Source organism: candidate division WOR-3 bacterium (assembly GCA_013177935.1).
Taxonomy (GTDB): domain Bacteria; phylum Hydrothermota; class Tepidihabitantia; order Tepidihabitantales; family Tepidihabitantaceae; genus Tepidihabitans.
In genome coordinates, this window is sequence record JABLXZ010000004.1 from 291,367 (window position 1) to 317,093 (window position 25,727).

Here is a 25,727-nt window from a genome sequence, read left to right on the forward strand (position 1 = left end):
TTTTTAACTCTCCTTTAATAGTGCCTGCATCAGATTATACTTTAACTGCGATGGTGTCAAATTGATTAGCAACCTGCCCCGCTGGGCAAAACTGATATTGCCGGTCGTTTCTGAAACGACAATCGCAATCGCATCGGTCACGGTTGTAATCCCGGCCGCAGCGCGGTGCCGCATACCCAGCCCGGGTTCGGTCTCACCCAGCGGTAAGGTGCAACTCGCCGCAATTATCTGACCGGCGCTGATGATGACCGCACCGTCGTGCAACGGCGAAGGCGGGGTGAAGATGGAAACAAGCAAAGGGGCGGAAACCCTTGCCTCAAGCCGGGTGCCGGTCTCGGCATACTCGCGCAAACCGATTTCCCGTTCCAGAACAATCAAGGCGCCCAGTTTTTTCTCCTTCATCTGTGCCGCCGCGGCAACCAGTTCATCAACCATTGTTGCGTCCGCCGTAGGCCGGAATAAAAACCGCACCGGCCGGGTACGGCCAAAGCGGGACAGCAGGTTCCTGATTTCCGGCTGGAAGATGATGACAAAGGCAACGAGCCAGACCGTGGTCAGGGAACTGACAATCAAACCCAGCGCCTTAAAGTCAAGCCAGCGGGCGATGGCACCAATCACTAAAAGAAAAATTAGCGCATAGAGCATCCGGATTGCCCGGGTGCCGCGCAGAAAACGCAAAAAGTAGTAGGCAAGTAAAGCAACGAGGATGATGTCAATGACATCAACAAACCGAAACCGGAAAAACCACATAACTACCGTGCTGTTTGCGACCCACCGCTTTTGGGCGGTGGATAAACCGCATCCTTTAGCGCCAGTGCCCGGCGCAAAGCCTTGACATCGTGTACCCGCACAATATCGGCGCCGTTCAGCGCGCCAATCACACAGGCAGCAATCGTGCCCTCCAGCCTTTCTTCAACCGGCAGGTTCAGAACCGCACCGATAAAAGACTTGCGCGAGGGCCCGATGACAATCGGTTTGCCGAGCGTCCGCAACTCCTTTAACCGCCGCAGAATCTCCAGATTGTGCCCAGCGGTCTTGCCAAAGCCAATCCCCGGGTCAACAAGAATTTTATCCGGCGCGATTCCAGCAGCAACACCCAGTTTTATCGACCGGGCAAGACCATCAACAATCTCCGCCATCAAATCCTGATACACCGGATTTTTCTGCATTGTTCTGGGCTTACCCTTGATGTGCATCACGATTATCGGCACATTAGCCTGCGCCACCACCTTTGCCAGCCGCCGGTCAAATCTCAGTCCGGAAATGTCGTTTATCATTCCGGCACCGGCGTCAAGCACCGCTTCGGCAACCCGCGCACTGGTGGTGTCAACCGAGATTGGTACCTTCACCTTACGGGCAAGTTGCTTTAACACCGGCAGCAGTCGGCGCAACTGCTCCTTTTCCGGCACCGGTTTTGAACCGGGCCGGGTTGACTCCGCACCGATGTCAATAATATCCGCGCCATCTTCACTCAGCCTTATCCCCTGCTCAATTGCCCTTTCCGGCTCAAAGTACCTGCCGCCATCATAAAACGAGTCCGGGGTGACATTCAAAATCCCCATTATCAAAACCCGTTTACCGAGCTCAAACTTCTTCCTGCCCACGGTCAACCCCGAGACCGGCGGCATAAAATTCGTCCCTAATTCGCTCAAAAACGGCACCAGCCTCCGGGCACACTCGGGCTGATGCCGGAGCCGCTGGCAAATATCCTCAATCTGCCGTTCGGTAGCAAACAGAATCGCATCGGTCTCGCGCACTTTGCCGTTAATTGCGTTCCTATGCACCGCACAGTCCGCGCCCGCAACCAGTGCAGTTTGCTTCAAAATGTTGGCACCGGCAACCGACAGCCCGCTGATTTTCAGCGCCCGCACCGTGCTCTTGGCACGAAAAATCTCCCACGCTGCCGGGTCAACACCAACTCGTGCTAACTCCTGATAAAGGTCCTGGGGATGGCTGATATCAAGGAGCCGAATCATCACCCGCTACTTCTACCCTTTCAGCACCTGGCTAATTCTTTCCAGCGCCCAGTCAATCTCCTCCTTCTTGATTACCAGCGGCGGGGCAAACCGAATCACCTTCTCGTGCGTATCCTTGGCAAGGATGCCCAGTTTGAGCAGTTTTTCGCAATATACCCGCGCTGGTCCGGCTTCCGGCTTCAACTCCACACCGATAAACAAACCCCGGCCCCTGACTTCTGCCACCAGCGGTGAATTCAGTTTCTTCAGTTCGGAAAGAAAGTATGCACCCAGCTCGGCTGACCGTTCGGGCAGTTTCTCCTCAAGAATCACCTCAACCGCCGCTTTACCAACCGCGCAGGCAAGCGGATTTCCACCAAATGTTGAACCGTGATTGCCCGGCACAAACGCATCCATCACCGCATCGGGTCCGCAAACCGCCGAAACCGGCATACAGCCACCACCAAGCGCCTTGCCCAAAATCAAAAGGTCAGGCTTGACATCCTCATACTGGTAACAGAAAAGTTTGCCGGTCCGTCCCATTCCGGTCTGAATCTCGTCTAGAATAAACAGCACCCGATTCTCCTGGCACACCTCCTGCGCCGCCTTCAGATACCCCTTATCCGGCACAATGATGCCGCCCTCACCCTGAATCGGCTCAACAAGAAAACCGACCGTATTCTGATTAATCGCCCGCTTTAAGGCGTCAATGTCATTATAGGGAATCACCTTAAAACCAGGGGTAAAAGGACCAAAACCATCCTGATAAAGCGGTTCGGTCGAGAAACTGATGATGGTAATTGTCCTGCCATGAAAATTGTTGGCGCAGACAACTATCTCCGCCTGATTCGGCGCAACACCCTTTTTCGTATAACCCCAGCGCCGGGCACACTTAATCGCCGTCTCCACCCCTTCGGCACCGGAGTTCATCAAAAGCACTCGGTCCTGACCGGTAATTTCACACAGCAGTTTACAGAACGGTCCTAACTGGTCGTTGTGAAACGCCCTTGAAGTCAAACACAGCCGGTTCATCTGCTCGCTCAGCGCCTTCAGGATTTTTGGATGGCGATGACCCTGATTCAGCGCCGAATAAGACGACAGCATATCAAGATACCGGTTCCCATCAACATCCTCCACCCAAACACCTTCTCCCCGGGTTAAAACCACGGGCAGCGGATGGTAGTTGTGCGCAGCATAACGCTCAACGAGTTCAATATGCTCCTTAGTATTCAAATGAAACTCCTTTCCAGTTAAACTCTTATCTCATTTTAGCCTGAAACCGTAATCAGTCAATTGAAGGTCTTACCCATTCCTGCCTGAAACCGAATGACAAACAAGAATGGTACCAATCAGATAACTGTCCTTTTAAACCCGGTGCTAAAATACCATCCTGAACTTGGCATCAGATTTACCACCGTTAAAACACCAATTTCCCATACCATCCCGGAAACTACCCCGGGGTTGGGCAGGGAAATTTCGTTCCAATTTACTAACACCCGAATTTTCAAACTGTTATGTTAGGATACCAACCCCGGCGTTGTATACTTTAAAGTATACAACCTACCGGGTAATTTATCGGCAGCAACAACCTTTTCGGTATATGGTTGAAGTTAATCTTATGCTCGCTAAAATTGAGTGTGCGACGACTGATTACCGTTTGTCTGTTGTCCTTCTGCCTTCTGAGCGCAACCGCAAATTCACCCTTACACCCTTATGGCGCACCTGACCCGTCTGAACCAAACCTAAAAGTACTGCACTATCGGGCGTTTGACTGCGGATACCTGCCCCGGGTAAAAACTTCCCTCTGGGTCTCTTACCTTTACCATCGCGCAACCGCACTTAACCGACCCCGATATCGGGGTAAGTTTATGCCCGACACCTTCCGGCTCAAAAAGTCCGAAGCCGCATTCCCGGCGGTTTACGAATCTGTGCCCGGATTTATTCGCCATCAACTGGACAAGGGTCATCTCGCACCCGATGCCGCGATTAAGGTGTTTGGCACCGAGGCGCAAAAGGAAACCTACTTCCTCACCAACATCATCCCCCAGTTTGCCAATACCAACCGGTTTATCTGGGCAGCGCTCGAGAAAAACATCCGGGATTGGGCAGGTTCAAAAGACACCGTCTGGGTAACGGTTGGACCGGTCTTTTATCCTGGTCAGGACACCTTCTGGCTCGGTACCCATCAGGTGCCGATTCCCCATGCCTGTTATTGCGTGGTGTTCAAAAGACCGGCAAAACTTATCGCCTTTGTCGTCCCGAACGACTCAATTCGGCGCACCGGCAAACACCTGCCCCGGTTTCTCGTCAGTGTGGACTCGGTAGAGAAGTTGACCGGTCTTGACCTCTTTCCCGGTCTGCCGCCTGTCCTCGAACAAAAGGTGGAACCGGCAAAACCGAAAAAGATGTGGCAATTTCGTCCTTAGCCACAATACCGGGAAAATCGAGCATTCCGACACTCTTGCGGCGCGCCCTTCTTTGCTCCAGCCGTTGCCGGTCTGAATAGTGATGTTTACCACCCCTCATTTCTCACCCCCATATAATTATAACATAAATTTCCGCATCTGGCAACAACCCTGCACCTCAAACCACCAGCAAAGAGCAGAGAAACCTTCTTCTTAATTTCTTTTCCCGCCTTTGCCGGAATTCACCTTTTCCCTTTTCTTGATTCTTATTCTCCCCGCCCTTGAAGTAATTTTCTTGTCTTTATCCCCCTTTGAAGTGTTTTTTATCTTTATTCCTGCCCTTGAAGGTTTTTTCTTGTTTTTATCCCCGTCTTCGAAGGGTTTTTATCTTTTTCCCGCCCTTGAAGGGAGGGGAAAAAGGGGAGGGTGAGAATGGAGGGAAGAGTGAAAAAATGTAGTGTGCTCCGTTTAAACTCGTCTCAAAAACTACCTTAGCCTCGCTTTTGCCCTATCTGGCTTCCGCGCTTCTACTTATCTCCCTTTCACAATTAACTTCTCGGTCCGCTTACCCGCCTGCACAAAATACACCCCGGACTTTATGTTATCAAGTTGGATTGTGACTATATTCTCTTTGCAATCCTCACCCTCTCTGTCATTGCGAGGGCGTGAGCCCGAAGCAATCTCTTTAACCAGCCTGCCATCACAGTCATAAATTTTAATTCGGTCCACACCCTCACTTAACCGAATAGTAAACGATGACCGCGCCGGATTCGGATAGACCACTAAGCCGTTGCGCGCCGAAGGCGAAGCAATCCCCTTTTCTTCTCCCGGCGGTACAAACTGATAAATCTGAAGTCCAGCATCCCAATCAGCCACATAGACATAAGAACCAGACACATAAACACCATAAGTATAGCGTGGTGTATCATAATTGCCTATCTCCTGCGGATTTCTCGGGTCTGACACATCAATCACACGAAGCCCAGAATAATCAGCAACATAGGCATAAGAACCCGATACATAAACACCATAAGCAGAGTATGGTGTATCGTAAGAACCCAATTTTGAAGGCGAGTTCGGATTTGTAACATCCCAGATTTCAAGACCTGCCTGTCCATCAGCAATATAAAGAAGATTGCTGCGATAAAAGAACCCTTCAACGAAACCTCCTGTATGAATCGCCTCAGACACCTTTACCGGCTGTGAAGGGTTTGACACATCAAGGACATACACGCCGCCACCGGAACCGCAAAACACAAGGTTTCTTGCTGAATCACAGGTTGCCGCCTGAGAAGGACCAAAGGGCCAGTTGCCGATAAGCCGCACATTCAAAGAGTCGGCAAATGCCGGTACCAAAAACAGCACCAGAACAAAGAGCAGAACTTTATATTTCATACTGCCTCCCTTTTGTTTGTTTTGGCGAACCTCAACTGATGCCCGGCATCGTTATCACCTTGACAGCTGACTATAACAAACCGCCACCAGCCTGTCAACCCCTCACAAGTCAAAAACAGGTAAACCGGCACCGTTCTCAAGAAAGACCGCCGGAAAAAACACTTAATTTGACTGAAACCCGCGGTTTGTTTATTATAAATCAGGCTGTTAACACCAAACCAAGGGAGTTAAAATATGAAAGTAATCATTACCGACCCAATCGCCCCGGAAGGGGTTCAGATTTTGCGTTCTGCCGGCTTTACCGTTGATGAAAAGCCGGGCATTGCACCTGATGAGTTGTTAAAGGTAATTCCCGAATACGATGCCATCATCGTCCGCAGCGCTACCAAGGTCACCGCCGATGTGATTCAGGCGGGCAAGAACCTCAAAGTCATTGGCCGTGCCGGTGTTGGCTTGGACAATGTGGACAAAAAGGCGGCTGATGCCCGCGGCATCAAAGTGGTGAATACGCCCGAGGCAACCTCAATTTCGGTTGCCGAACTGGCACTGGGAATGATGTTCGCCTGTGCCCGTTCCATTCCGCAGGCAACCGCGTCCTTACGCGCCGGAAAGTGGGAGAAGAAGGCGTTCCACGGTATCGAACTGTACGGCAAAACTTTGGGCATCATCGGTGCTGGTCGCATCGGCTCTGAACTGGCAAAAAGAGCCCTGGCACTCGGGATGAAGGTGCTGGTAAACCGTCTTTCCGATAAGCCGGTACAGTATGGCGAAGCCTGCGACCTTGACCGTTTGTTAAAAGAGTCCGACTTCATCTCCCTCCACATCCCGAAAACCGATAAGACCTATCACCTCCTCAACAAAGAGGCGTTTGCGAAGATGAAGAAAGGCGTAATCATCATCAACTGTGCCCGGGGTGGAGTGATTGATGAGGCGGCGCTTTACGAAGCGATTCAGTCCGGGATTGTAGCGATGGCGGCGCTGGATGTGTTTGAAAAGGAACCGCTTGATGACTTCAAACTGTTCTCTCTACCCCAGGTAATTGGCACCCCCCACATCGGCGCCCAGACCAGAGAGGGACAGCTGCGCGCCGGCGTCCAGATTGCCGAAAAGGTCCGGGATGCATTGAAGGGGGCATAATGGCGGATGTCCGACCATTTCCGGCAATCCATTACAACCTGACGAAGATTGGCGACCTCAGTAAGGTGATTACCCAGCCTTACGACAAGGTCACACCCGAGATGCGCGAACGGTATCTGAAACAGCACCAGTTCAGTTTCATCAATCTCATCCTGCCCAAAAGCGATGACCCGTATTCATTTTCGGCAAACACCTGTCACCGCTGGCTTGAGCAAGGCATTCTTGTGCGCAAAACCAAACCCGCTTTCTACATCCTTGAAGAGGAGTTTGAAATTGAAGGCAAAAGAATGCGGCGCAAAGGGTTCATCGGTGCCATCCGGGTTGAAGAGTTTGAAAAAGGAACCGTCCTGCCTCACGAGTTTACCCATTCCGGACCAAAGGCGGACCGGTTAGCACTTTTGCGCGCCACGAAAAAAGACTACGAGCAGATATTCTTCCTCTATCCCGACCCGAAAGGTGAAATTGAACGGTTGCTGGACAGCAAAAAAGGTGCTGAGCCCGAGCTGATTGCCACCGATGAGTTTAATGTTGTCCACCGGCTCTGGCAGGTCAATGACCAGGACTGGATTAATGCCTTGCACCAGGCGATGCGGGAACAGGTGGTATTGATTGCCGATGGCCACCACCGTTATGAGACCGCACTCAACTACCGCCGGGAGATGGAACAGAAGGGAAATGTACCCGCCAATGCTGCGCTTAGGTTCAAAACCGCTGCCTTCTTCAAAATCACCGACCCCGGACTCGTAATTCTGCCCACCCACCGCTTGCTGAAAACAATAAACATTTCGCCCGATGAGGCGCTCTCCCGCCTGAACAACCTGTTTGAAGTTAAACCGGTATCTGACCAGAGCGCAAAGTCCGAACTGGAAAAACACAAAACTGAGCATGCGTTTGTTGTCTATTTTGGCAGGGGCAAAAGTTATCTGCTTATCTTACGCAACCTTCAGGCGGCGAAAGCTCTGCTACCCGCAGAAAAGAGCCCGGAGTACAAAGAACTGGATGTGGCGCTCCTCCACGCCTTAATAATCGATAATGTATTTGGCATCAAACCGGCTGAAACCGAAAACCGGGTGCTATATGAACGGTACTGGCACGACACCGTTGCCCGCGTTGACTCCGGCGAAGCCGCCTGTGCCCTGTTCCTCAACCCAACACGGCCCGAACAGGTGCAGAAACTGGCAGAAAAGATGGAGCGGATGCCCCAAAAGTCAACCGACTTTTTCCCGAAACTGATTTCCGGAATGGTCTTTATGGATGTGGCGGAAACGGAGGTGCTTCCGGATTAGATGCCGGCAAACTTAACACCTGAGTTCAAGCAAGCCGAAGAGCGGTTCCGTCAGGCAAAAACGCCCGAAGAAAAACTGCTCTGCCTTGAAGAGATGCTTGCAACCATCCCCAAGCACAAAGGCACCGAAAAGATGCAGGCGGACATCAAAAGCCGCATCGCCCGGCTGCGCCGCGAACTTTCTGAAGGCAAAGGTGGTGGCAAACGTTCTGACTGGTTCCATATTGAAAAACAGGGCGCGGGTCAGGTGGCGGTATTTGGTCCGCCCAACTGCGGCAAATCTGCCCTAGTGCGGAAGTTGACCGGTTTAAACACCGAGGTCGCCGCCTACCCTTTTACCACCACCCGACCGATGGCAGGAATGATGCGGTTTGAAGAAATCCAGATTCAACTGATTGACACGCCACCCCTTGAAAAAGATTCCCCTGCCTGGCTCTTTCACATCCTGCGCACCGCGGATGCGCTCGTCTGGCTCATTGACCTGAGCGACGACACTTTGCTTGAAACCACCGAACAGGTTGAGCAACTTTTAATCCAGAACCGCATCATCGGACCCGAAGCTTATCGCCAGCCACCTTTACTGCGGGTTGGCACCAAGGTTGATGCCCCTGGTGCTCTGGACCGGCTTGCGGTGCTGAAAGAACTGCTGGGCGAAATTCCATTGCTTCTCGTCTCAGTTGAGACCAAACAGGGACTGGATGAGTTTCGCCGTGCCGCCTTCACCAGTTTGAACATCATCCGCGTTTACACCAAAAAACCGGGCAAACCGCCTGATTTGCAGGACCCGGTAATTCTCAAAAATCCGGCAACGGTGATTGACGCCGCCTACTATCTCCACAAAGACTTTGCCCGCAAACTTTCCTATGCCCGGCTCTGGAACGCAAGCGGCTTTTCGGGCCAGCGCGTGGAACGGGAGCATATCCTTACCGACAAGGACATCGTCGAATTTCATATTCAGGAATAGCTTCGCTGGGAACCACCGGTTTAAATCTTGCTGCCTCAGAAATTGCTAAAACTGTCCGCCTTCCGCTGTCGGCAGCAATGTAGAACTGATAAACACTTCTCCGCGTAATCCACCTATTGACAATTGTCAACAAACTGATTATAATAAACATGGTGCTCAATTGAGCTTGTTGACCGAGGAACCTTTATGAGACTGTCTCTTTCATTCATTCTGAATCTCACCGTACCCCTTCCCCTTTTAGCCCCGATGACCTGGAGCGAAGCAACAATGTGTGCGCCCTGGGACCCGAAGTGCGGTCATACCTCAGTGGTTTATGACGATAAAATCTGGGTTATGGGAGGATGGTTCTATAGTGAATCAACAATGATAGTATTATTAAACGATGTCTGGTATTCCACCAGTTTGAATGAAATTAGCGAGCGTAACCCCGCGCAAAAAGGTTTAATAACTGACCTGGAAATCGGTACCAATCCATTCAGGAGCGGAACTATAATAGCCTATAATCTGACAAAACCAAGAGCGGTGCAACTAAACATTTATGACAGTCTTGGAAAAGAGGTTGCGATTCTGTTTAAGGACAGGCAAGGGAGCGGGGCTCATAAGATAAAATGGAATGGCACTGATGCGGCAGGCAAAACAATCCCTGCCGGCACCTATTTCCTCCACTTAAAGACACCCGCTCGTACAGTAATAAAGAAGATAGTAAAACTTTAATAAAATGAGGAAGAAATGAAAAAAGTGTATCTTACCGTTCTTCCGTTTCTTGTTTTATTCATATTAGTTTCCTTTCGCTCCCTTTATGGAACTATTTACTACTGGGATTTGTTTGAGCGAAATTCGCTCACGCCCTGGACCGAACAAATTCAGGGTTCTGGCGTGGTGACTTTAGAGGGCGAACCAGATAACTTAATATATTCTGCTCATCAAAGACATGGAGAAAAGAGTATAAAAGTAAGAGACGGCGACGATACTTCTTACGCAAGCGCCAGTTGTCCTTTCCCCTCTCTGGCCGATCAAGAAAGAGAATTTATGGTTGAATTTTATTTTTATATCCCTTCTGCCACTTCTTCGGGAAATTGGGATTTGTTGAGGGACCTCTTTCTATACAAACCATCAAGAAACAACGGACCGGCAAATATCTCAATCGTTTTGGTGCAACCATTTGATTCTTCTAACGGAAAAAAATACTGGAGACTAAGAATTGAAGATGGCCAGGGTGCCCATTCTATTTCCTATCCAGAAAGTTTGAGTTTTTGGCATAGATTTCAAATTCACCAGTTAGAATCTGGTGTTGTAAATCTGTGGATAAATGGAGATTCAATTGGTAGTTTTATCTCCTCAAGTTCCACCTTGCCGCCTGATAAGATTACCATTGGCACATTGGAAGGAATGCAGAATGGAACCGCCTTTTGGGACGATTTTATTATAACCACGCCTCCACAGAATGCAAAGCACCCAAGAGTTTATTTTGACTCTCTCTTTATTCCAGAGTTAAGGAATCGAAGAACTAATGCAGATTCAACACCGATTGGCGTAAGTTATAAAACCTTGTGGGATAGACGAAGAAAATGGTTAGATTCGTTAGCGGCGGATATTCCTGACCAAAACGGCTACTTCCTCAACTATCCTTATTATGAGCCTCCCGGGAAACGGACAACTCATCCACCCGACACGCTCGTAAAGTGGGACTTCATCGCAATGAGATGGGAACGAAGGATGGAGTTGGCAGCCTTTGTTTTAAAAATTGATTCAGAAAACTCACCAGGTCTGTTTGATACTTTACGACCTTGTCTAAGGGCAATAACAAAGTGGCAACGATGGGTTAATCCGATAGATACACCATTTAACAACCTGCCTTTCCCACCTTTTGAATATTGTGGTCATTCAACCGCTTTTATCACTCGGGGGGTAGCGGTTGTCTATGACTTAATCTACGATAGGTTGTCAAATTACGAACGAATGTCAATCCAAAATATCATCCTCACTCACGGAATCGGGCAAATCTATCTCGGGCTTAAAAAGGGCATTTATTACCGAGAGGGCTGGTATTGGACCAATTGGGGATGTTTATATGCCTCGGCATTAGGAATCGCCTGCTTATCGCTTGATGATAGTGTGACAATCCCGCAATACTGGAATTTCGTCCGCAACGAATTTTTAACAAAACTTTTATCACCTACTGATCAGGGAGGCACTTTTGACCCACTCGGCACCAGTGATGAAGGGCTTTCTTATGGTACATTTAGCGTTCAATCCCTTGCCCGGTTGGCTGAGGCGATGAAAAATGTCCTCGGCGACCATTCTTTATACGCAGAACCCTATCTTAGAGAATATATCAACGGGTTTATTCATCTTTTAGTCTCCGGCTGGAATAACATGGTTATGTTTGGAGATGTGCAGTTGGGGTATGGCGTTAGGGGCATACCGGCAGATGCCTTTTATATCCTTACTAAATATTACCAAAGTGAACTTGGACAATGGCTATTGGGAAAATTGGTTCAATACGATGAGTTACAAGGGAACGATCGGATTTGGGGATGGCCCATTTCTTATCTGCCTCATTTTATATGCTTAGATGCTACCCTTCAGGTTAAAGAACCCAAGGAAGTACTGAATCTCACTAGGTATTTTAACCAGATAGGTTGGATAAGTTCTCGTACTGATTGGAGCGATAATGGTCTAGTAGTGGCCTTTAAATCTGGACCCTGTTATACTGGGCATGGCTACCACCAGGATAATAATAATTTCGTAATAGGGAAAAAGGGGTGGTGGCTTGTCACCGACCGAGGTTATCGGACAGGTGATATAAGCCATTATCACAATGTTCTTACTGTAGATAATCAGGGTCAAGCATCACAGCCGCCGCGTGACGGAAGAATAACTGCTTTTGATACATCTTGTGCTGATGCCCAATTTATCTTTTTAAAAGGCGACGCATATAATAGTTATTCATATAACTACTATGGTAATCCTTTACTAAGGTGGTGGTTGCGGAGTGGCGTTTTGGTAAAAAAACCGGTGCAATGTTTTATTCTCTATGATGATATAAAAAGTGATGTTCCGAGAAATTTAGACTGGCGATTGCGCCCCGAATACCGCACAGCTTATTATGGTGGTGACAGCATTCTCATGCCAGGAAGACTCTTAGTAAAATTCCTTCTTCCTGACACCCCCAGAATTGAATGGGATATAGATACCATCCCGCGACCACATTATTCTACTGAGGCGTTTCTGGAAAATTACGGATGTCTGCTTGATACTATTGAGAGCGACGGAGATGCGCATTCTGTTTTTAATGTCGCTCCGAATCGCAGTGACACTTCTGTTTACCGGGCACAATATCTTACCGTTTTTCTCCCCCTCCGCGGCACAACACGACCCCCTATTGTTAGAATTGACGGCTCAACAATGGTCGGGGCTCTTGTCAAAAATAGTGCTGTAATGTTCAGTAAATTAGGGCCAGGACTTCCAGTTGATGAGGTGCAATTTCAGCTCGAGGCTTCTCAGGCAGAAACGGCAGACATTTTTCTCGTTGATTTATTACCGAACTCCTCCTACACTCTCTTTGTGTTCAATGAGGATGACAGTTTAATATCTTCTAATGTCTATCCAACTACCTCAGAGGGTTGTCTTTATTTTAGAGCCTTGATAGATGGGAGAAATACTATCCTTATATCTTCTAAAGAATTCTGTGACTCTAAAGGAACCCACCCAAATCAGGGTCGGCATCTAACGAGAGCGGTCAACACCTCAGATTTACAATGGGTATATCAAGAGTATGGCACTATTTGTCGGCAAACGATGGGGGATAGACTCATTTTACCGCCGGAATACATTATTACAAGAGGAAAAAACCCATCAATTGCGAAAGCGCCAGCCGCACTCTCTTGGATATGTTATACCACGAGTGATTCGCAGAACTGTGTTCTTGAAAGGTGCGATGGAACTTGGAAAAAGGTGAATATATTCTCATCTTCAACGAGTGAGATTGGTGCACCTTCTTTAGTTTTATCCCAGATTAGAGAGATGGATGCGCCGCCCCCACACCAGCTCATAGGTGAGATGGGTTATGTTGTTTATACCATCAATCGGTTGACAGGTCCAGGGAATTTCAATTACCTTTATTTCAGCGCTTTTGACAGTGAGAACGTTTACTATTCGGTTGTCCTGGATAGCGGTGATGTTGTAACCCCTTCCATTGCAATCACTCCGGGTGATTATCTGCATATTGCCTGGTGTAAGGATAACAGGGTGTATTACCAGACGACCCTGCAGCCAATCACACCTAACCAGGTAAGACAGGGACAGCAACCAGTCTGGTCAGCAAAAGTTCCGGTTTCAACACCAACTACGCCAATTACTGAACCCGCCTCCAACCCTTTCATTGAGGCGCAGGGGGAGTGGGTTTATGTTACCTGGCGTGGACCGAATGAGGAGGGCGATTCAACGAAGGGCGAAGTCTGGCAGCGAAAGGGAAAGATACAGCCGGGCACAACTCCTGATTGGTATCGTCCGTGGAATCTCAGCCGGTCCCCGTTGCGCGAATCCAATTATCCCACACAATCAACCGGGACCGCAGTTGTCTGGCAGGAGCAACTGCCCAATAACTGGGAAATCTTTGCTAACATAAAGGACCAGATAGTCAATATCTCCAATACCCCCAAAAACTCCTTCTATCCTCATACCAATCTTCAGCCCGCACCACCTTATGTCCCTTTAGAATGGCGGCTCTTTACAGTCTGGACCGAGGAGTCCATCCCAGAAAGGTTATACCGGATAAAATATGGAAATTACTTCTTCGGGAGACCGCCTGAGCCTGACCCGGCATTGGATGTCATCTGCGGCGAGCCAGAGCCTTCTGTTTACTGCGTTAAAAGAGATGGCTATCTCGCTACCTTTCCTGCTGACTACGGCAACGAAGAACTGATATATCGTCTGCCTTATCTCCATCCTGACAAATACTACCTTCTTTCGCTGGTTAGTTGTCGGGATTCCGTATGTTACGAGGCAGAGGTCGTCCTTGGCGATTTGGTGCTTGATACAATCAGTTATGCCCTTTCTACTTCTGAGACACTGGAGGTAGAAATTCCCTTCGGTATTTATGACAGCACCTCTGTGGTTCTAATGGTCAAGAAAATAACCGGAACCTCCTGTGCGGTTAGTAATATAAGGTTATACGAATATGAAGTCATACCCGATGATTCATCTGATGGTTCGCAGAGTCTGGCTTCGCTAAAGTTTGGGCGGACTGAACTTTACCCACCTTTCCCTAACCCGGCTCTAAGGGAGACAACAATAAAATACCAGTTAACCCAAATGGGTGATGTTTCACTTTCGCTCTTTGATATTTCTGGCAGAGAGGTAAAAAGGCTGGTGCGAGAGAAAAAGAGAGCCGGTATTTATACGGTACGATTGAACAGCGACAATCTTCCTTCTGGTGTTTACTTCATCCGCCTGAAGACTGTAAATTTTACCAAGAAGTTAGTTATTGCAAAATAAGTGTCAAAACTTATTTCCTTATTACTTTTTCCTTCAATTCTTCTGGCACAGATTGGGTTATGGCGCATCAAACGGACTGTGTATCTGCCTTACGGTTTGGGAGGTGCTTATATCCTCTGTGCTGATACCGACCACAACGGATTCAACGAGATAATATTCCGCACCCGGTTTCTCTGGCAAATTTATGAACACTTTCCTTTCAATAACTATCAACAGGTATACGCTGATACCGGCGCCTATCCTTATCCACCGGGCATAGAAACCGGAAATTTTGAACCCTATGATGTTGGTTTTCTTGACCAGGATGGTTTCACCGATTTGGTGGGACCGAACATAAGAAATGCCAATGACTCACTTTATAATGTGGTAACAATCCAGGAAAGTCCGGACTCTTCTTCCTATCCGGAGAGTTTGTCCTGGTGGTATAAAATCACACCAGACTTAACTGTGCTATCAAATCCTTTCTACATCACAAATGATTTAGATGATGATACAAAAAAAGAGATTCTTGCTGGGGTGCCTAACCTACAGATTGGAGCTGGAATATGGGAAAATGTCGCCAATAACCAGAATGAATTAGTTTGGCATCGCGCTTCGGAAGACGGATTTTCTTTTGCTTACGGCGATTTTGATGAGGACGGGCATAAGGAATTTGTAACCGCCGGTTTAGGTTCTCTGGGCAGAGTTTTTATCTACGAAAATACCGGTGACAATCAGTATGAACTGGTTAGGGTTGACACCGTGCGCATCCCCAACGGCTCGGATGTGTTTTCCGGTCAGGATGTGGATGGCGATGGTAAACCAGAGTTCTTAGTTGGCTTTGCCTGGTATCTTGGCGGTCCCTTTGACTTTTATCTTTATATGTGGGAGGCAACCGGTAACAACAGTTATGAGCGCACCCTTATTGACCGGATTACCGATGTGGAGTGCTCAGACCTGCGAAGCAAATGCGGTGATATTGACGGCGATGGCGTTGAGGAAGTGGTCTGGTCAATAGGTGCCAAGGTGATGGTCTATTCTGCCACGGGCAACAATCAGTTTCAACAGGTCTGGTTGTGGCGGAATGACCATGGCGGTCAGTACCCGCACAGTATGGTAAATATTTATGACATGAACGGCAACGGCTATAACGAAATTGTCGTGAGCGGCGAGAATAAGACCTCAATTTTTGAGGTTGAGGCGGTAAGGGTGTTAAGTCCCAATGGCGGTGAAAACCTTTCGGGCAGAAGTCAGGTTCTAATCAAATGGCATAAGTTTTTCCCGCCAAGATGCGATTCGCTCTCTTTGTTTTACTCCCTGAATAATGGCAGAACTTATGAGACAATTGCCACCGGTATTCCCGGAAGCGATAGTACCTATCTCTGGACTGTGCCCAACATCGCTTCCGATTCCGGCAAAGTGAAAATCATCACCTATGGTCCGGGCTGGCAGTTTGATGAATCGGATAGGGTATTCCGGATTGTGCCGGTTGGGGTGGAAGAGCAGACCCCGGGCAGTATCAGCGACTGGTCGCTTACGGTATCGCCAAATCCCGCTTCAGGTCGGATAAAGGTCTGCTATGATGTCCCGAGCCGGTCAACTGTCAGACTGGGACTGTATGACGCTGCTGGACGTCTTGTTGCCCTCCTTGCCTCAAGCACGCACACAGCCGGCAGATACAGAATCAATCTCGGTGAAAAAGCCCTACTACCCCGAGGTGTTTACCTTATTCGCCTGGAAACTAACAGCCATTTCTTTACCGAAAAGGTCATTGTGGCGCAGTGATGTAGTTGCTACCGCGTTAGGGACCAACCGATATTATTTAAATAAGGCGGTACTGCCCGGCGGGTGCAGGTACTCGTAAATCTTTTCCGCCAGACTCCTGCCGATGCCTCTAACCCGGGCGATGTCATCAACACCAGCCCCACGCAGTTTGTTAAGCGAACCAAAGTGCTGTAGCAACGCCTGCCGCCGTACCGTGCCAATTCCCGGAATCCTGTCCAGTTCCGACTCCACCAGTTTCTTACTGCGCAGTTTCCGGTGGAAGGTGATGGCAAAACGGTGCGACTCGTCCCGAATCCGCTTTAAAAGTTTTAGCGCTGCTGAGGTCACGGGAATCGAAATCTCCCTGCCGTCAATGTAAAACAGGGTGTCGGTCCGTTTTGCCAGTCCGAGAATCGGAATCTCCTGGTCAAACTGATGATAAGCCTTGATTGCTGCCGAAAGTTGCCCTTTGCCACCATCAACCAGTACCAGGTCGGGCAACGGCAGGTTTTTCTCCAGCAGCCCGCGCACCCGCCGCGCCAGCACCTCCTCCATCATCGCAAAGTCGTTTGGTCCGGAAACGGTTCTAATCTTAAACAGCCGGTACTGGCTCTTTAACGGCTTGCCGTCGCGGAAAACCACCACCGAACCAACCGCATTACTGCCCTGCGTATTGGAGATGTCAACCCCTTCAATCAACCGTGGTGGTGTTGCCAGCCCGAGGATTTCTGCCAGTTGCCGGCTGCCTTCCGGAATACGCTCCACCACCGGCACCGCTTCAGCCAGTGCCTTTTCCGCATTGCGCTGTGCCAGTTCAACCAGTTTCCGTTTTTCCCCGCGTTGCGGCGCGCTGATTTCCACCCGGCGCCTTCTTTTCTCCCAGAACAGGTGCTCAAAAAGTTCTCCGCCCGCAATCGGTGCCGGCAGGACAATCTCATCCGGCAGGTCCGCGGTGTGGGTGTAAACCGACCGCAAAAGACCTTCGAGCAACTCTTCCTCTGATGTGTCTCTTGTGGCACTGAGCAAATACTCCTCCCGGGCAACAATCTTACCTTCCCGAATCCGGAACAGCACCGCCGCCGCACTTTTGTCTGCCCGTGCCAGTCCAATCACATCCCGGGCGGTTTTGTCAGCAGTAACCACCTGTTGATTGCGGACAATCTCGCGCAATGCCAGCAACTGGTCACGCAGAATCGCCGCCTGCTCGTAGCGCTGCTGTTCTGCCGCTTCCCACATCCGCCTTTCCAGTTCGGTAATCAACTTCTCATTGTTGCCCGAGAGAAACTCAATCACATCTTGCACCAGTTGCCGGTACACCTCAGGATTGACACTGCCCCGACAAGGTCCGAGACACCGCCTCATCTGGAAGTTGAGGCACGGCTCTTTCTGATTCGGGTCGGGCAATGTGCGCTTGCAGGTCCGGATGCGGAAGATGCGTTTGACCGCCCGCAATGCCCGGCGTAACTCCCGGGCGCTGGTGTAAGGACCGAACAAAACCGCGCCATCCGGCTTGATATTGCGAGTAACAAAAATCCGGGGAAACGGCTCGTTAACAGTGATTTTAAGATAAGGGTACTTCTTGTCATCACGCAGCCGGACATTGTAGCGGGGCTTTTTTATCTTGATTAAACTCTCTTCTAAAAGTAGCGCCTCAACCTCAGAACGGGTAATGATGGTCTCAATGTCACTTATCCGGCGGACCAGCGCCGCAAGCCGGGGTTCCTTTTGCGGACCAAGATAGGCGCGTAACCGCTCCCGCAACACCCGCGCCTTACCAATGTAGATGACCCTGCCTTTGTCGTCCTTCAGGAGGTAAACACCGGGTTCGGTCGGTGCTTGCGTAATTTTCTCGGCAACACTGCCTTTCATAACCGGCTCGCCTTTGGCGCAAACTGCTGGCTACGCTTAGCCCTTGACGACACCTAACGGCTTCATCCGCGCCACCTTGCGGGCAATGCCCGCCCGATGGCACACATCGACCACTTTGTCAACATCTTTATAGGCGTCCGGCACCTCCTCGTTCAAAACCTCCCGGCTCGCTGCCATAACCAAAATCCCCTGGGCGCGCAGTTCTGCTGCGACATCGCGCTTTTTCGTCTCCTCAAGCGCCCGGGTTCTTGACCACACCCGGCCCGCGCCATGACAGGCAGAGCCGAAGGTTTCCTGCGCCGCCTTTTCGGTGCCGAGTAGCAGGTAAGAACTGGTCCCCATATCACCGGGAATCAGAACCGGCTGTCCCAGATGCCGATATTTCTCCGGCAATGCCGGATGCCCGGGTGGAAATGCCCGTGTTGCTCCCTTCCGGTGCACGCACAGTTTCATCTTTTTGCCATTAACCTCGTGCTCCTCAATCTTGGCGATGTTGTGCGCTACATCGTAAACCTGACTCATCCCCAGCCGCTCAATCGGAATCCCAAGCACCTGAGAAAACGCCTCGCGTACCCAATGAGTAATCGCCTGGCGATTTGCCCAGGCGTAGTTTGCCGCTGCAACCATTGCCCCAAAGTACTTCTTTCCTTCGGGCGAGTCAAGAGGAGCACAGGCAAGTTGCCGGTCAACGAGATGAATCCCGTACTTGTGCGCTGCGGCAACCAGACTGCGCACATTGTCGTCGCAAATCTGATAACCTAAACCCCGGGAGCCGGTGTGTATCATCACCGTAATTTGCCCCTGATAAATGCCCAGTTCTGCTGCCGCCTTCGGGTCATAGATTTCCACCACCTCCTGAATCTCGAGGAAATGGTTGCCCGCACCCAGCGTTCCCAATTGCGGCATACCCCGTTCCAGCGCCCGTGCCGACACACCCGCCAGATCAGCACCCTTCATCTCGCCCTGTTCCTCAGTATACTCCAAATCTTCGGGCGTTCCATAACCCTGTTCCACCGCCCAGCGCGCTCCTTTGGTCAAAACCTCAGCAACTGTGTTCTGCGAAATCCGGATTTTCCCTTTGGAACCAACACCCGAGGGAACATTGTAAAAAATCGCCCGCACCAGTTTTTCCAGCAGTTCGGGCTTTAAATCCTTACGCTCAAGGCTGGTGCGCAAAAGTCGCACCCCGCAGTTGATATCATAACCAACACCACCGGGCGAAATCACACCCTGATTCAGGTCAAAGGCGGCAACTCCACCAATTGCAAAACCGTAACCCCAGTGAATATCCGGCATCGCCAGCGATTTACCGACAATGCCCGGTAGCGTCGCGACATTGGCAACCTGCTCTGGTGCCTGGTCCGCCTTGATGTCTTCCAGCAGATTGGCGTCAGCATAAATAATACCATCAACCCGCATCTCCGGTTTATAACTACGGGGAATCAAAACCCGGGTATCGTCCAGTTTCTCTAACGGTCCATTCCATCCTGCCATAAAAATATTATAAAATGATATCTCTTTTCCGTCAATCGTGCCTCAGTTCAAACTATCAATCCTTTTGTTGACCCTTTACCTGATATTAGATAAAATCTTTTTGTAAAAGGAGGCACGGTATGCGTTTTACTGTCTGTATGCTTATCCTCGCTCTTGTGTCGGGCATCGGTCTAAGCCAGGAACTACTAATCAATGGCAACTTTGAACAGGAGTTGTCTGTTGGCTGGACTTATACCGATAGCGGCCTCGGCACCCATCAGGTACTGCGCGGCACCGAATATCAACCGGACCCGGACTACGAAGCCTGGGTTTATCAGTACGACAACCCGGGCTGGACCCGTTTAAGTCAAAAGGTCGATGTCCCTGGTGTCGCCCTGAACCTCTCATTCTGGGCAAAGTTTGCCCAAAGCGGTGGCACATCAACCTGCTGGCCCGCCGCCTGCTTTCAGGTATGCTACTACGATATCAACGACAACCGCCTGGGTGAAACCCGCTACTACTACTCCACCTACGCCACCTGGACACCAACCCCGACATTGAGTCTCTACCGCATCACCAATCCGGACTGGAACCAGTACGAGTTAAACATTGCTGATGAACTTGCCGCCAATCTACCCGGTGTCAACCCGGATGATATTGCCAAAGTCGAGGTTGCGCTCTGGAGTTACACCTATTCGGGCTGAGGCACTCCAGTGGCGGAGGTCTCCGCCGATGATATTTCCTTAATTAACTACAATCAGGGTCCCTACATTCTGCTCAGTACCAGAACCGTTCTCGACTCACCTCCGGGCGGCAACAACAATGGCAGATTTGACCCGGGTGAAACCGGCGGCTTGATTGTTGCCCTGCGCAACATCGGTAATCAGGGTGTGGACAATGTCAGTGCCAAGTTGCGCTCTTCGGACAATCGTTTCGTTATTACCGACTCAATTAGCTCCTACGGCTCAATTCCCGCTGGCGCAACCCGAACCAATGAAACCGACCCGTTTGGGATTCAGGTTGACCATTCAATCCCGATTGAAACACCGGTAACGCTCCAACTGTTCGTCAATGGTACAGGTTACAACGACACACTCCGCTTTAACATTGTGGTCGGCGAATTACGCGCCACCGACCCGATTCCTGACAACAGCAATCCTCCCCGCTACTGGGCTTACGACGATGTTGACACCCTCTATCCCCAGCATCCCATCTTCTCCTGGATAGAAATCAACAACCGGGGCACTCGACTATCCCTCAGTGATGATCAGACTGTAACCATTGACCTGCCCTTCACCTGGCAGTTCTACGGCTCAACCTACACCCAAATCTCCATCTGCTCCAACGGCTGGGTTGCACCTGGTTACACTACCACTACATCATACACCAATACCGCGTTACCATCAACATCAATCCCCGGTGCTATCTGCCTTAACTGGGACGACCTATATCCACCGGTTGGCAACGGCGTCTGGTACTATTACGACTCTGATAACCACCGTTTCATTGTCGAATGGGACTCAGTGCACTACTTTCCTGGGTCCAGTGCTCCTTATGAACGATTCCAGCTCATCCTCTACGACCCGACAATACCAACGCCGACCGGTGACAACCTGATTGTCGCTCAGTACCTCACCGCCAACCAGTACACATCAAGCACCATCGGCATTCAGGACCCGACTCAGACGATTGCAATCCAGTGCCTGTTTGACAACACCTATCACCGTGGCACCGCACCGCTTGTTCCGGGTCGTGCCATCAAATACACCACCGCTGACCCGACCGCAATCACCGAAACACCCGAAACATATCCCAGAAATTCAACTCTTAATTCTTATCCCAACCCCAGCCGCGGACCGGTTAAATTCACCTCAAACCTTGCGAGCACTGCAACCCTCACCATCTACGACCGAACCGGCAGACTGGTCCAGACGGTTTCGGGTAAAGGTAACTGGTACTGGGATGGCAAGGATGCGCAGGGTCGGGTTGTTCCACCCGGTGTTTACTTCTGCCGTATGGACACACCGGAAGTTCAAGCAGAGGTCAAGTTCGTCATCGCCCGTTAAACGGTAACAAAAAGTTGCGGGGCGGTTAGCGATTCCGCCCCGCCTTTTCTTTTAAAGAAAATTCGCACCCACAGTAGTGCTGCCGATAAAGCCCTAACCTCCGGGAAATCTCCACGCTGTGTTTAAACCCGTCCCGCTTTTTCCAATCCCGTTCAACAAATTCAATACCTATCTCCGCCGCAATCTCTCTGCCAATCCGGTTTATCACATCTGCCCGCTTATTCGGTCCTATTGTCAGCGTCGAGGCAAACGCTTGGCACCCTCTTTCCTTCGCCCGCACCGCACACTTCTCCAGCCGCAACCGAAAACAAACTCCGCACCGTCTACCACCTTCCGGTTCATTCTCTAAACCCTTTATTGCCTCCTGAAACCGTTCGTACTCATATTGCCCATACTCAATCGGGACCTGCCACAGCGACCCCAGTTGCTGCACGGCCTCCTGACGCCGCCGGTATTCATCTTCCGGAAAAATATTCGGGTTGTAGAAAAAACCAACCACAACAAAACTCTCTTGAAGTTGTCTTATGACATCGGTTGCACAGGGTGCGCAGCAGATATGAAGCAAAAGGCGGCTTGGGCTCAAATTATACCGGTGGCCGGGTCTGAGAAACTTCCTTCAACGCCTTCAACTCATTGACCAGCTGGGTTGCCTCAAACGGGTTGCGCGCCCATAAGAGCAACGCCCCTTTGTGCTCCCGTTTCTCATCCCGGGGTAATAACCGTAAAAAGTCTTCAACCTCCTGCTGCTTCATGCGCAGAAAACCGGCAAGATGCTCCCGACCCGTGCGCACCACAACCACCACCTCGTCCTCCCGAGGAAAGGGCCAGCGGGTTGGGTCAACCGCAATCACAATCGTCCCTTCTGCCTCAGGCCGCTGTGCTGCCCGGGGCGAGAAAAACTCAAACCCGCGGCGAATCAACCCTAAATCCTCTATGTAAACCAGCCGCTCGAGAATCGCCTGCTGCTTGGGAGTGGTTCCGGTGGTCGGAAAAGGCTCGTATGTCCTGGGTGGCCCTGCGGGTTTTTGCCCAAAACTCGTAACGGTCGGTGTGTACTCTAAAAACGGCGTTACCGGCTGCTCGACCACCGCCTTCTTCTCCTCCCGCTTTGGTGCTTCGCCCACCACCCGCGGCACAACAATCTCAATCCCGTTATCATAAAACCGCTCATAGGTCAGAACCCGGACATTAATATTCATCCCCTTAAGGTAAACAATCATATCTTCTACCGCTTTGGTCACCTCGTCGACCACCACAACAACTGGAAACTTACCTTCGTCAAGACTCTTTGTTACCGCCTCTTGAAACTTCCTTTCGTCCCACTCCCCTTTAACCCGGCTCCAAATCTTCTCACTCAGCGCCTTACCCTCCGGGTCGCCAAACAGCGCTGCCAGTTGTGCAAACGGCTGATGCCACAACCGGCCGCTTGCCGCCAGCAGGTCACCAACCATCAAACTTATTCCGGTCTCCTCTTTCTGGTCTGGACAACCCACGAGCATCACCTTTCCCGCCTCGTCAAGGGCAACCAGAACCCGATTCGATACCGCCCCACTTAACAGCGCTACCGCCCGGGGCAAAGGCGTTTCACCAAACGCCATTCCGAGGAACTCCGGTGCCTGACTGATAAGCTCAATCCGGTCCACGGCACCGGATACCGGCGCCGATGGAAACTCCAGCCAGTCTGATGTTTCCTGGGTTGCCCGGATAAGACAGGGCTGCATCCCTTAACCCCCCTTTGGTTTGGGTGGCGGTCTTTTACCCGCCATCACACCGGGTTTGGTACCTGGTCCTGGTGGCTTGGCAACACTTTTTGCTGGTTCAGTTGGCAGTGCACCCGCCGGTATCGACCGGATTGGCTCCTTTTCCCCTTCTTCCTCCTCAATAACCGGTGGCGACTCGACCTCAACCGGCTGTTGAACAACCGGTGGTTCTTCACGGGGTGGGCTTGGTGGTGGTGCAAAACCAACCGGCGCTGATGGAACACCAAGCAGGGTTCGAGACGGACTGACCGGCTCAACCACCAGAATCCCACCTCTAACCCAGAGCGAATAACTCACCAACACAACCACCAGATTCATCCCCTTCAGGTATTCCAGCACCTGACGAACCTCACCGCCAGGATGAGCGGTCACAATCAGAATCGGAAAACGGCCCTTTTCCAGATTTGCCGCAACTATCGGCTCAAACTGTTCAAAATCCCAGTCCGCCCGGCTCCGCAAAAGCATCAACTCCTCTAAAGTCGCACCCTCAACCTCGGTAAAAATCTGTGAGAACTGCTCATAACTCATCCGCCAGAGCCGGGTGCTTGCCGCCAGGATGTCAGCGACAACTGTCCGATACGCATCCGGGCTGGATTCATCTGGACACCCCACAAGAAACACCCCACCCGCCTCATCAACCGCAACCAGAATTGGTGAACCGACTCCGAAATTTTTGGTAACCGGTACTGCAACCCGAAACGGTGCGGCTGACGGCTCGGCAAAATTCAAAAAGTCCGGCTTGCGCCGGACCAGTTCTGCAACTTCAACCGCTTTGATATCAGATGAGTCGGGCGCTGCTTGGGAAAAAGGGAAAACCTGCCAGACCGGTTCTGGGGCTCGTGCCCGGATAAAAACCCGTGCTTCTTTCGGTTTCATCTCTGCGCCCTGGGCTCTGCCGTGAAAATTTTTCTCTTATACCTCAGTGCACTCCGTAACCGCCACCCGAACCGAAACTGGTAAGAATCGACATATAGGGCATAATTATCGCGACAATCAGAAACACCGCGGCGATACCCATAAACAGAATCATTATCGGCTCAATCATGCCGGTAAGGTTCTTCACCGCATACTCAACTTCGCTGTCATAGTAGTCGGAAACCTGTTTCAACATATCGTCCAGCGCTCCAGACTCCTCACCGGTTGCCACCATCTGTACCACCATCGGCGGAAAGACTCCAAGTTCCCGCATCGGTGTTGCCAGACCACGACCCCGACGCACACTTTCCGCCAGTTTGTCAATCGCCTGTGCCAGGTAGACATTACCCACCGTCTTGGACACCAGGTTTAAACTGCGCAGAATTGGCAACCCGGTTCGGTCCAGGGTTTCAAACATTCGGGCAAATCGGGAGAGTGCCATTTTGTAGATGATGGGCCCAAATATCGGCAGTCGTAACTTGAATCGGTCAAACCACATTCGGCCAACACTGGTCCGGATGAACATATAGAACAGCACCACCGCTGCAGCCAGAACCAGCGCCAGGAGGTACCAGTACTTACCCATAAAATTGGTCACGATCAACAGAATCTGGGTCGGCAGCGGCATCTTACCACCCACCGTAGCAATCAACGACACAAACTTGGGCAACACGAAAGTCGCTAACACCGCAACAGCGACGACGAATGTTACCATCAGGATTATCGGATAGCGCATCGCACTGCCGACATCGGACTTCAGTTTCCGCTCGTGGTCTAAAAGCATCACCAACCGGTCAAGGATGTCGTCAAGAACACCACCGGTCTCACCAGCCCAGATTGAGTTGACATACAGTTCGTTAAAAACCCGCGGATGCTTCGCCATCGCCACCGACAGTGCCGCACCACCCATCAAATCCTTACGGATGGCATCCAGCGCCTTGGCAAGCGCCTTGGACTTGGTCTGCGCCTGCAACGCACCGATTGCGGTCAGCATCGGCAAACCGGCACGGTGCAGCGTGACAAACTGTCGGGTGAAGTTAATCAAGTCGGCTGGCTTCACCCGCTCAAAGAACCGGCTTAAATCAAACGACGGTCCTGCTACTGCCGCCTTTTCCTCCCGGATGGTAATCGGCACATAACCGAAACTGTCCAGTTTCTCGGTTACGCTCGCCACATCCGTGCCCTCAATTGTTCCGGAAATTATCTTTCCTTCCTTATCACGGACCTTATAACGAAACAGCGGCATGGCTCCTCCCTTTCT

Annotated in this window: 20 protein-coding genes; 10 read left to right on the plus strand and 10 right to left on the minus strand. The window is 50.7% G+C overall.

The genetic code is table 11. From position 1 onward, the window contains the following. Window positions 1-3: 3 nt before the first annotated feature. Genes HPY86_08000 through rocD form a run of 3 tightly spaced genes read right to left on the minus strand, consistent with a single transcriptional unit; the run spans window position 4 to window position 3,188 of the window. Window positions 4-750, minus strand: a complete 747-nt coding sequence (locus tag HPY86_08000; GenBank protein NPV14854.1) for a TIGR00159 family protein — start codon at window positions 748-750, stop codon at window positions 4-6. A gap of 2 nt (window positions 751-752) precedes the next feature. Continuing rightward, complete coding sequence (folP, locus tag HPY86_08005; GenBank protein NPV14855.1) at window positions 753-1,976, minus strand: dihydropteroate synthase; 1,224 nt, start codon at window positions 1,974-1,976, stop codon at window positions 753-755. A gap of 12 nt (window positions 1,977-1,988) precedes the next feature. Further along, complete coding sequence (rocD, locus tag HPY86_08010) at window positions 1,989-3,188, minus strand: ornithine--oxo-acid transaminase (protein NPV14856.1); 1,200 nt, start codon at window positions 3,186-3,188, stop codon at window positions 1,989-1,991. A gap of 93 nt (window positions 3,189-3,281) precedes the next feature. Here rocD and HPY86_08015 point away from each other — a divergent pair, with 93 nt between their 5' ends. Both HPY86_08015 and HPY86_08020 read left to right on the plus strand, forming a co-directional pair. Continuing rightward, window positions 3,282-3,476, plus strand: coding sequence for a hypothetical protein (locus HPY86_08015; GenBank protein NPV14857.1), 195 nt, complete (start codon window positions 3,282-3,284; stop codon window positions 3,474-3,476). Between the two features lie 116 nt (window positions 3,477-3,592). Further along, window positions 3,593-4,381: a DNA/RNA non-specific endonuclease gene (locus tag HPY86_08020; protein NPV14858.1), complete on the plus strand. Its 789-nt coding sequence runs from the start codon at window positions 3,593-3,595 to the stop codon at window positions 4,379-4,381. A gap of 510 nt (window positions 4,382-4,891) precedes the next feature. Here HPY86_08020 and HPY86_08025 read toward each other — a convergent pair. Next, window positions 4,892-5,755 carry a T9SS type A sorting domain-containing protein gene (locus HPY86_08025; GenBank protein ID NPV14859.1) on the minus strand — a complete coding sequence of 288 codons (864 nt, stop codon included), beginning with the start codon at window positions 5,753-5,755 and terminating at the stop codon, window positions 4,892-4,894. Window positions 5,756-5,989: 234 nt separating this feature from the next. On the opposite strand from HPY86_08025, the gene HPY86_08030 reads away from it, so the two are divergent. The 6 genes from HPY86_08030 to HPY86_08055 all read left to right on the plus strand — a co-directional run bounded on the left by HPY86_08030 (window position 5,990) and on the right by HPY86_08055 (window position 16,404). Further along, window positions 5,990-6,892 (plus strand): 3-phosphoglycerate dehydrogenase, encoded by a 903-nt coding sequence (locus HPY86_08030; protein ID NPV14860.1) that lies wholly within the window; start codon window positions 5,990-5,992, stop codon window positions 6,890-6,892. Further along, on the plus strand, window positions 6,892-8,178 hold the full coding sequence (locus tag HPY86_08035) for a DUF1015 domain-containing protein (GenBank protein NPV14861.1): 1,287 nt from the start codon (window positions 6,892-6,894) through the stop codon (window positions 8,176-8,178). Before HPY86_08030 ends, HPY86_08035 begins: the two co-directional genes overlap by 1 nt. Beyond that, on the plus strand, window positions 8,179-9,141 hold the full coding sequence (locus HPY86_08040) for a TGS domain-containing protein (protein ID NPV14862.1): 963 nt from the start codon (window positions 8,179-8,181) through the stop codon (window positions 9,139-9,141). 186 nt (window positions 9,142-9,327) lie between these two features. After that, entirely contained in the window at window positions 9,328-9,855 is a 528-nt protein-coding gene (locus tag HPY86_08045) for a T9SS type A sorting domain-containing protein (GenBank protein NPV14863.1), read from the plus strand. Window positions 9,856-9,870: 15 nt separating this feature from the next. Further along, a complete protein-coding gene (locus HPY86_08050; GenBank protein ID NPV14864.1) occupies window positions 9,871-14,640 on the plus strand; it encodes a T9SS type A sorting domain-containing protein in 4,770 nt (1,589 codons plus the stop codon). Next, complete coding sequence (locus tag HPY86_08055; protein NPV14865.1) at window positions 14,641-16,404, plus strand: T9SS type A sorting domain-containing protein; 1,764 nt, start codon at window positions 14,641-14,643, stop codon at window positions 16,402-16,404. 33 nt (window positions 16,405-16,437) lie between these two features. Here the strand turns inward: HPY86_08055 and uvrC are convergent, their stop codons facing one another. Together uvrC and HPY86_08065 are read right to left on the minus strand one after the other, a co-directional pair. Beyond that, window positions 16,438-18,252 (minus strand): excinuclease ABC subunit UvrC, encoded by a 1,815-nt coding sequence (gene uvrC / locus HPY86_08060; protein ID NPV14866.1) that lies wholly within the window; start codon window positions 18,250-18,252, stop codon window positions 16,438-16,440. A gap of 36 nt (window positions 18,253-18,288) precedes the next feature. Continuing rightward, entirely contained in the window at window positions 18,289-19,746 is a 1,458-nt protein-coding gene (locus HPY86_08065) for an RtcB family protein (protein ID NPV14867.1), read from the minus strand. A 119-nt stretch (window positions 19,747-19,865) separates the two neighbouring features. On the opposite strand from HPY86_08065, the gene HPY86_08070 reads away from it, so the two are divergent. After that, complete coding sequence (locus tag HPY86_08070; protein NPV14868.1) at window positions 19,866-20,429, plus strand: hypothetical protein; 564 nt, start codon at window positions 19,866-19,868, stop codon at window positions 20,427-20,429. A gap of 9 nt (window positions 20,430-20,438) precedes the next feature. Further along, window positions 20,439-21,791: a T9SS type A sorting domain-containing protein gene (locus tag HPY86_08075; GenBank protein ID NPV14869.1), complete on the plus strand. Its 1,353-nt coding sequence runs from the start codon at window positions 20,439-20,441 to the stop codon at window positions 21,789-21,791. Between the two features lie 25 nt (window positions 21,792-21,816). Here the strand turns inward: HPY86_08075 and HPY86_08080 are convergent, their stop codons facing one another. The 4 genes from HPY86_08080 to HPY86_08095 are packed head-to-tail and all read right to left on the minus strand — an operon-like array spanning window position 21,817 to window position 25,712. Beyond that, window positions 21,817-22,374, minus strand: a complete 558-nt coding sequence (locus HPY86_08080) for an epoxyqueuosine reductase QueH (GenBank protein NPV14870.1) — start codon at window positions 22,372-22,374, stop codon at window positions 21,817-21,819. 1 nt (window position 22,375) lies between these two features. Then, a complete protein-coding gene (locus HPY86_08085) occupies window positions 22,376-23,512 on the minus strand; it encodes a hypothetical protein (protein ID NPV14871.1) in 1,137 nt (378 codons plus the stop codon). 3 nt (window positions 23,513-23,515) lie between these two features. Further along, window positions 23,516-24,427 carry a hypothetical protein gene (locus HPY86_08090; protein NPV14872.1) on the minus strand — a complete coding sequence of 304 codons (912 nt, stop codon included), beginning with the start codon at window positions 24,425-24,427 and terminating at the stop codon, window positions 23,516-23,518. 43 nt (window positions 24,428-24,470) lie between these two features. Beyond that, window positions 24,471-25,712, minus strand: a complete 1,242-nt coding sequence (locus tag HPY86_08095) for a type II secretion system F family protein (GenBank protein NPV14873.1) — start codon at window positions 25,710-25,712, stop codon at window positions 24,471-24,473. Window positions 25,713-25,727: the final 15 nt, after the last annotated feature.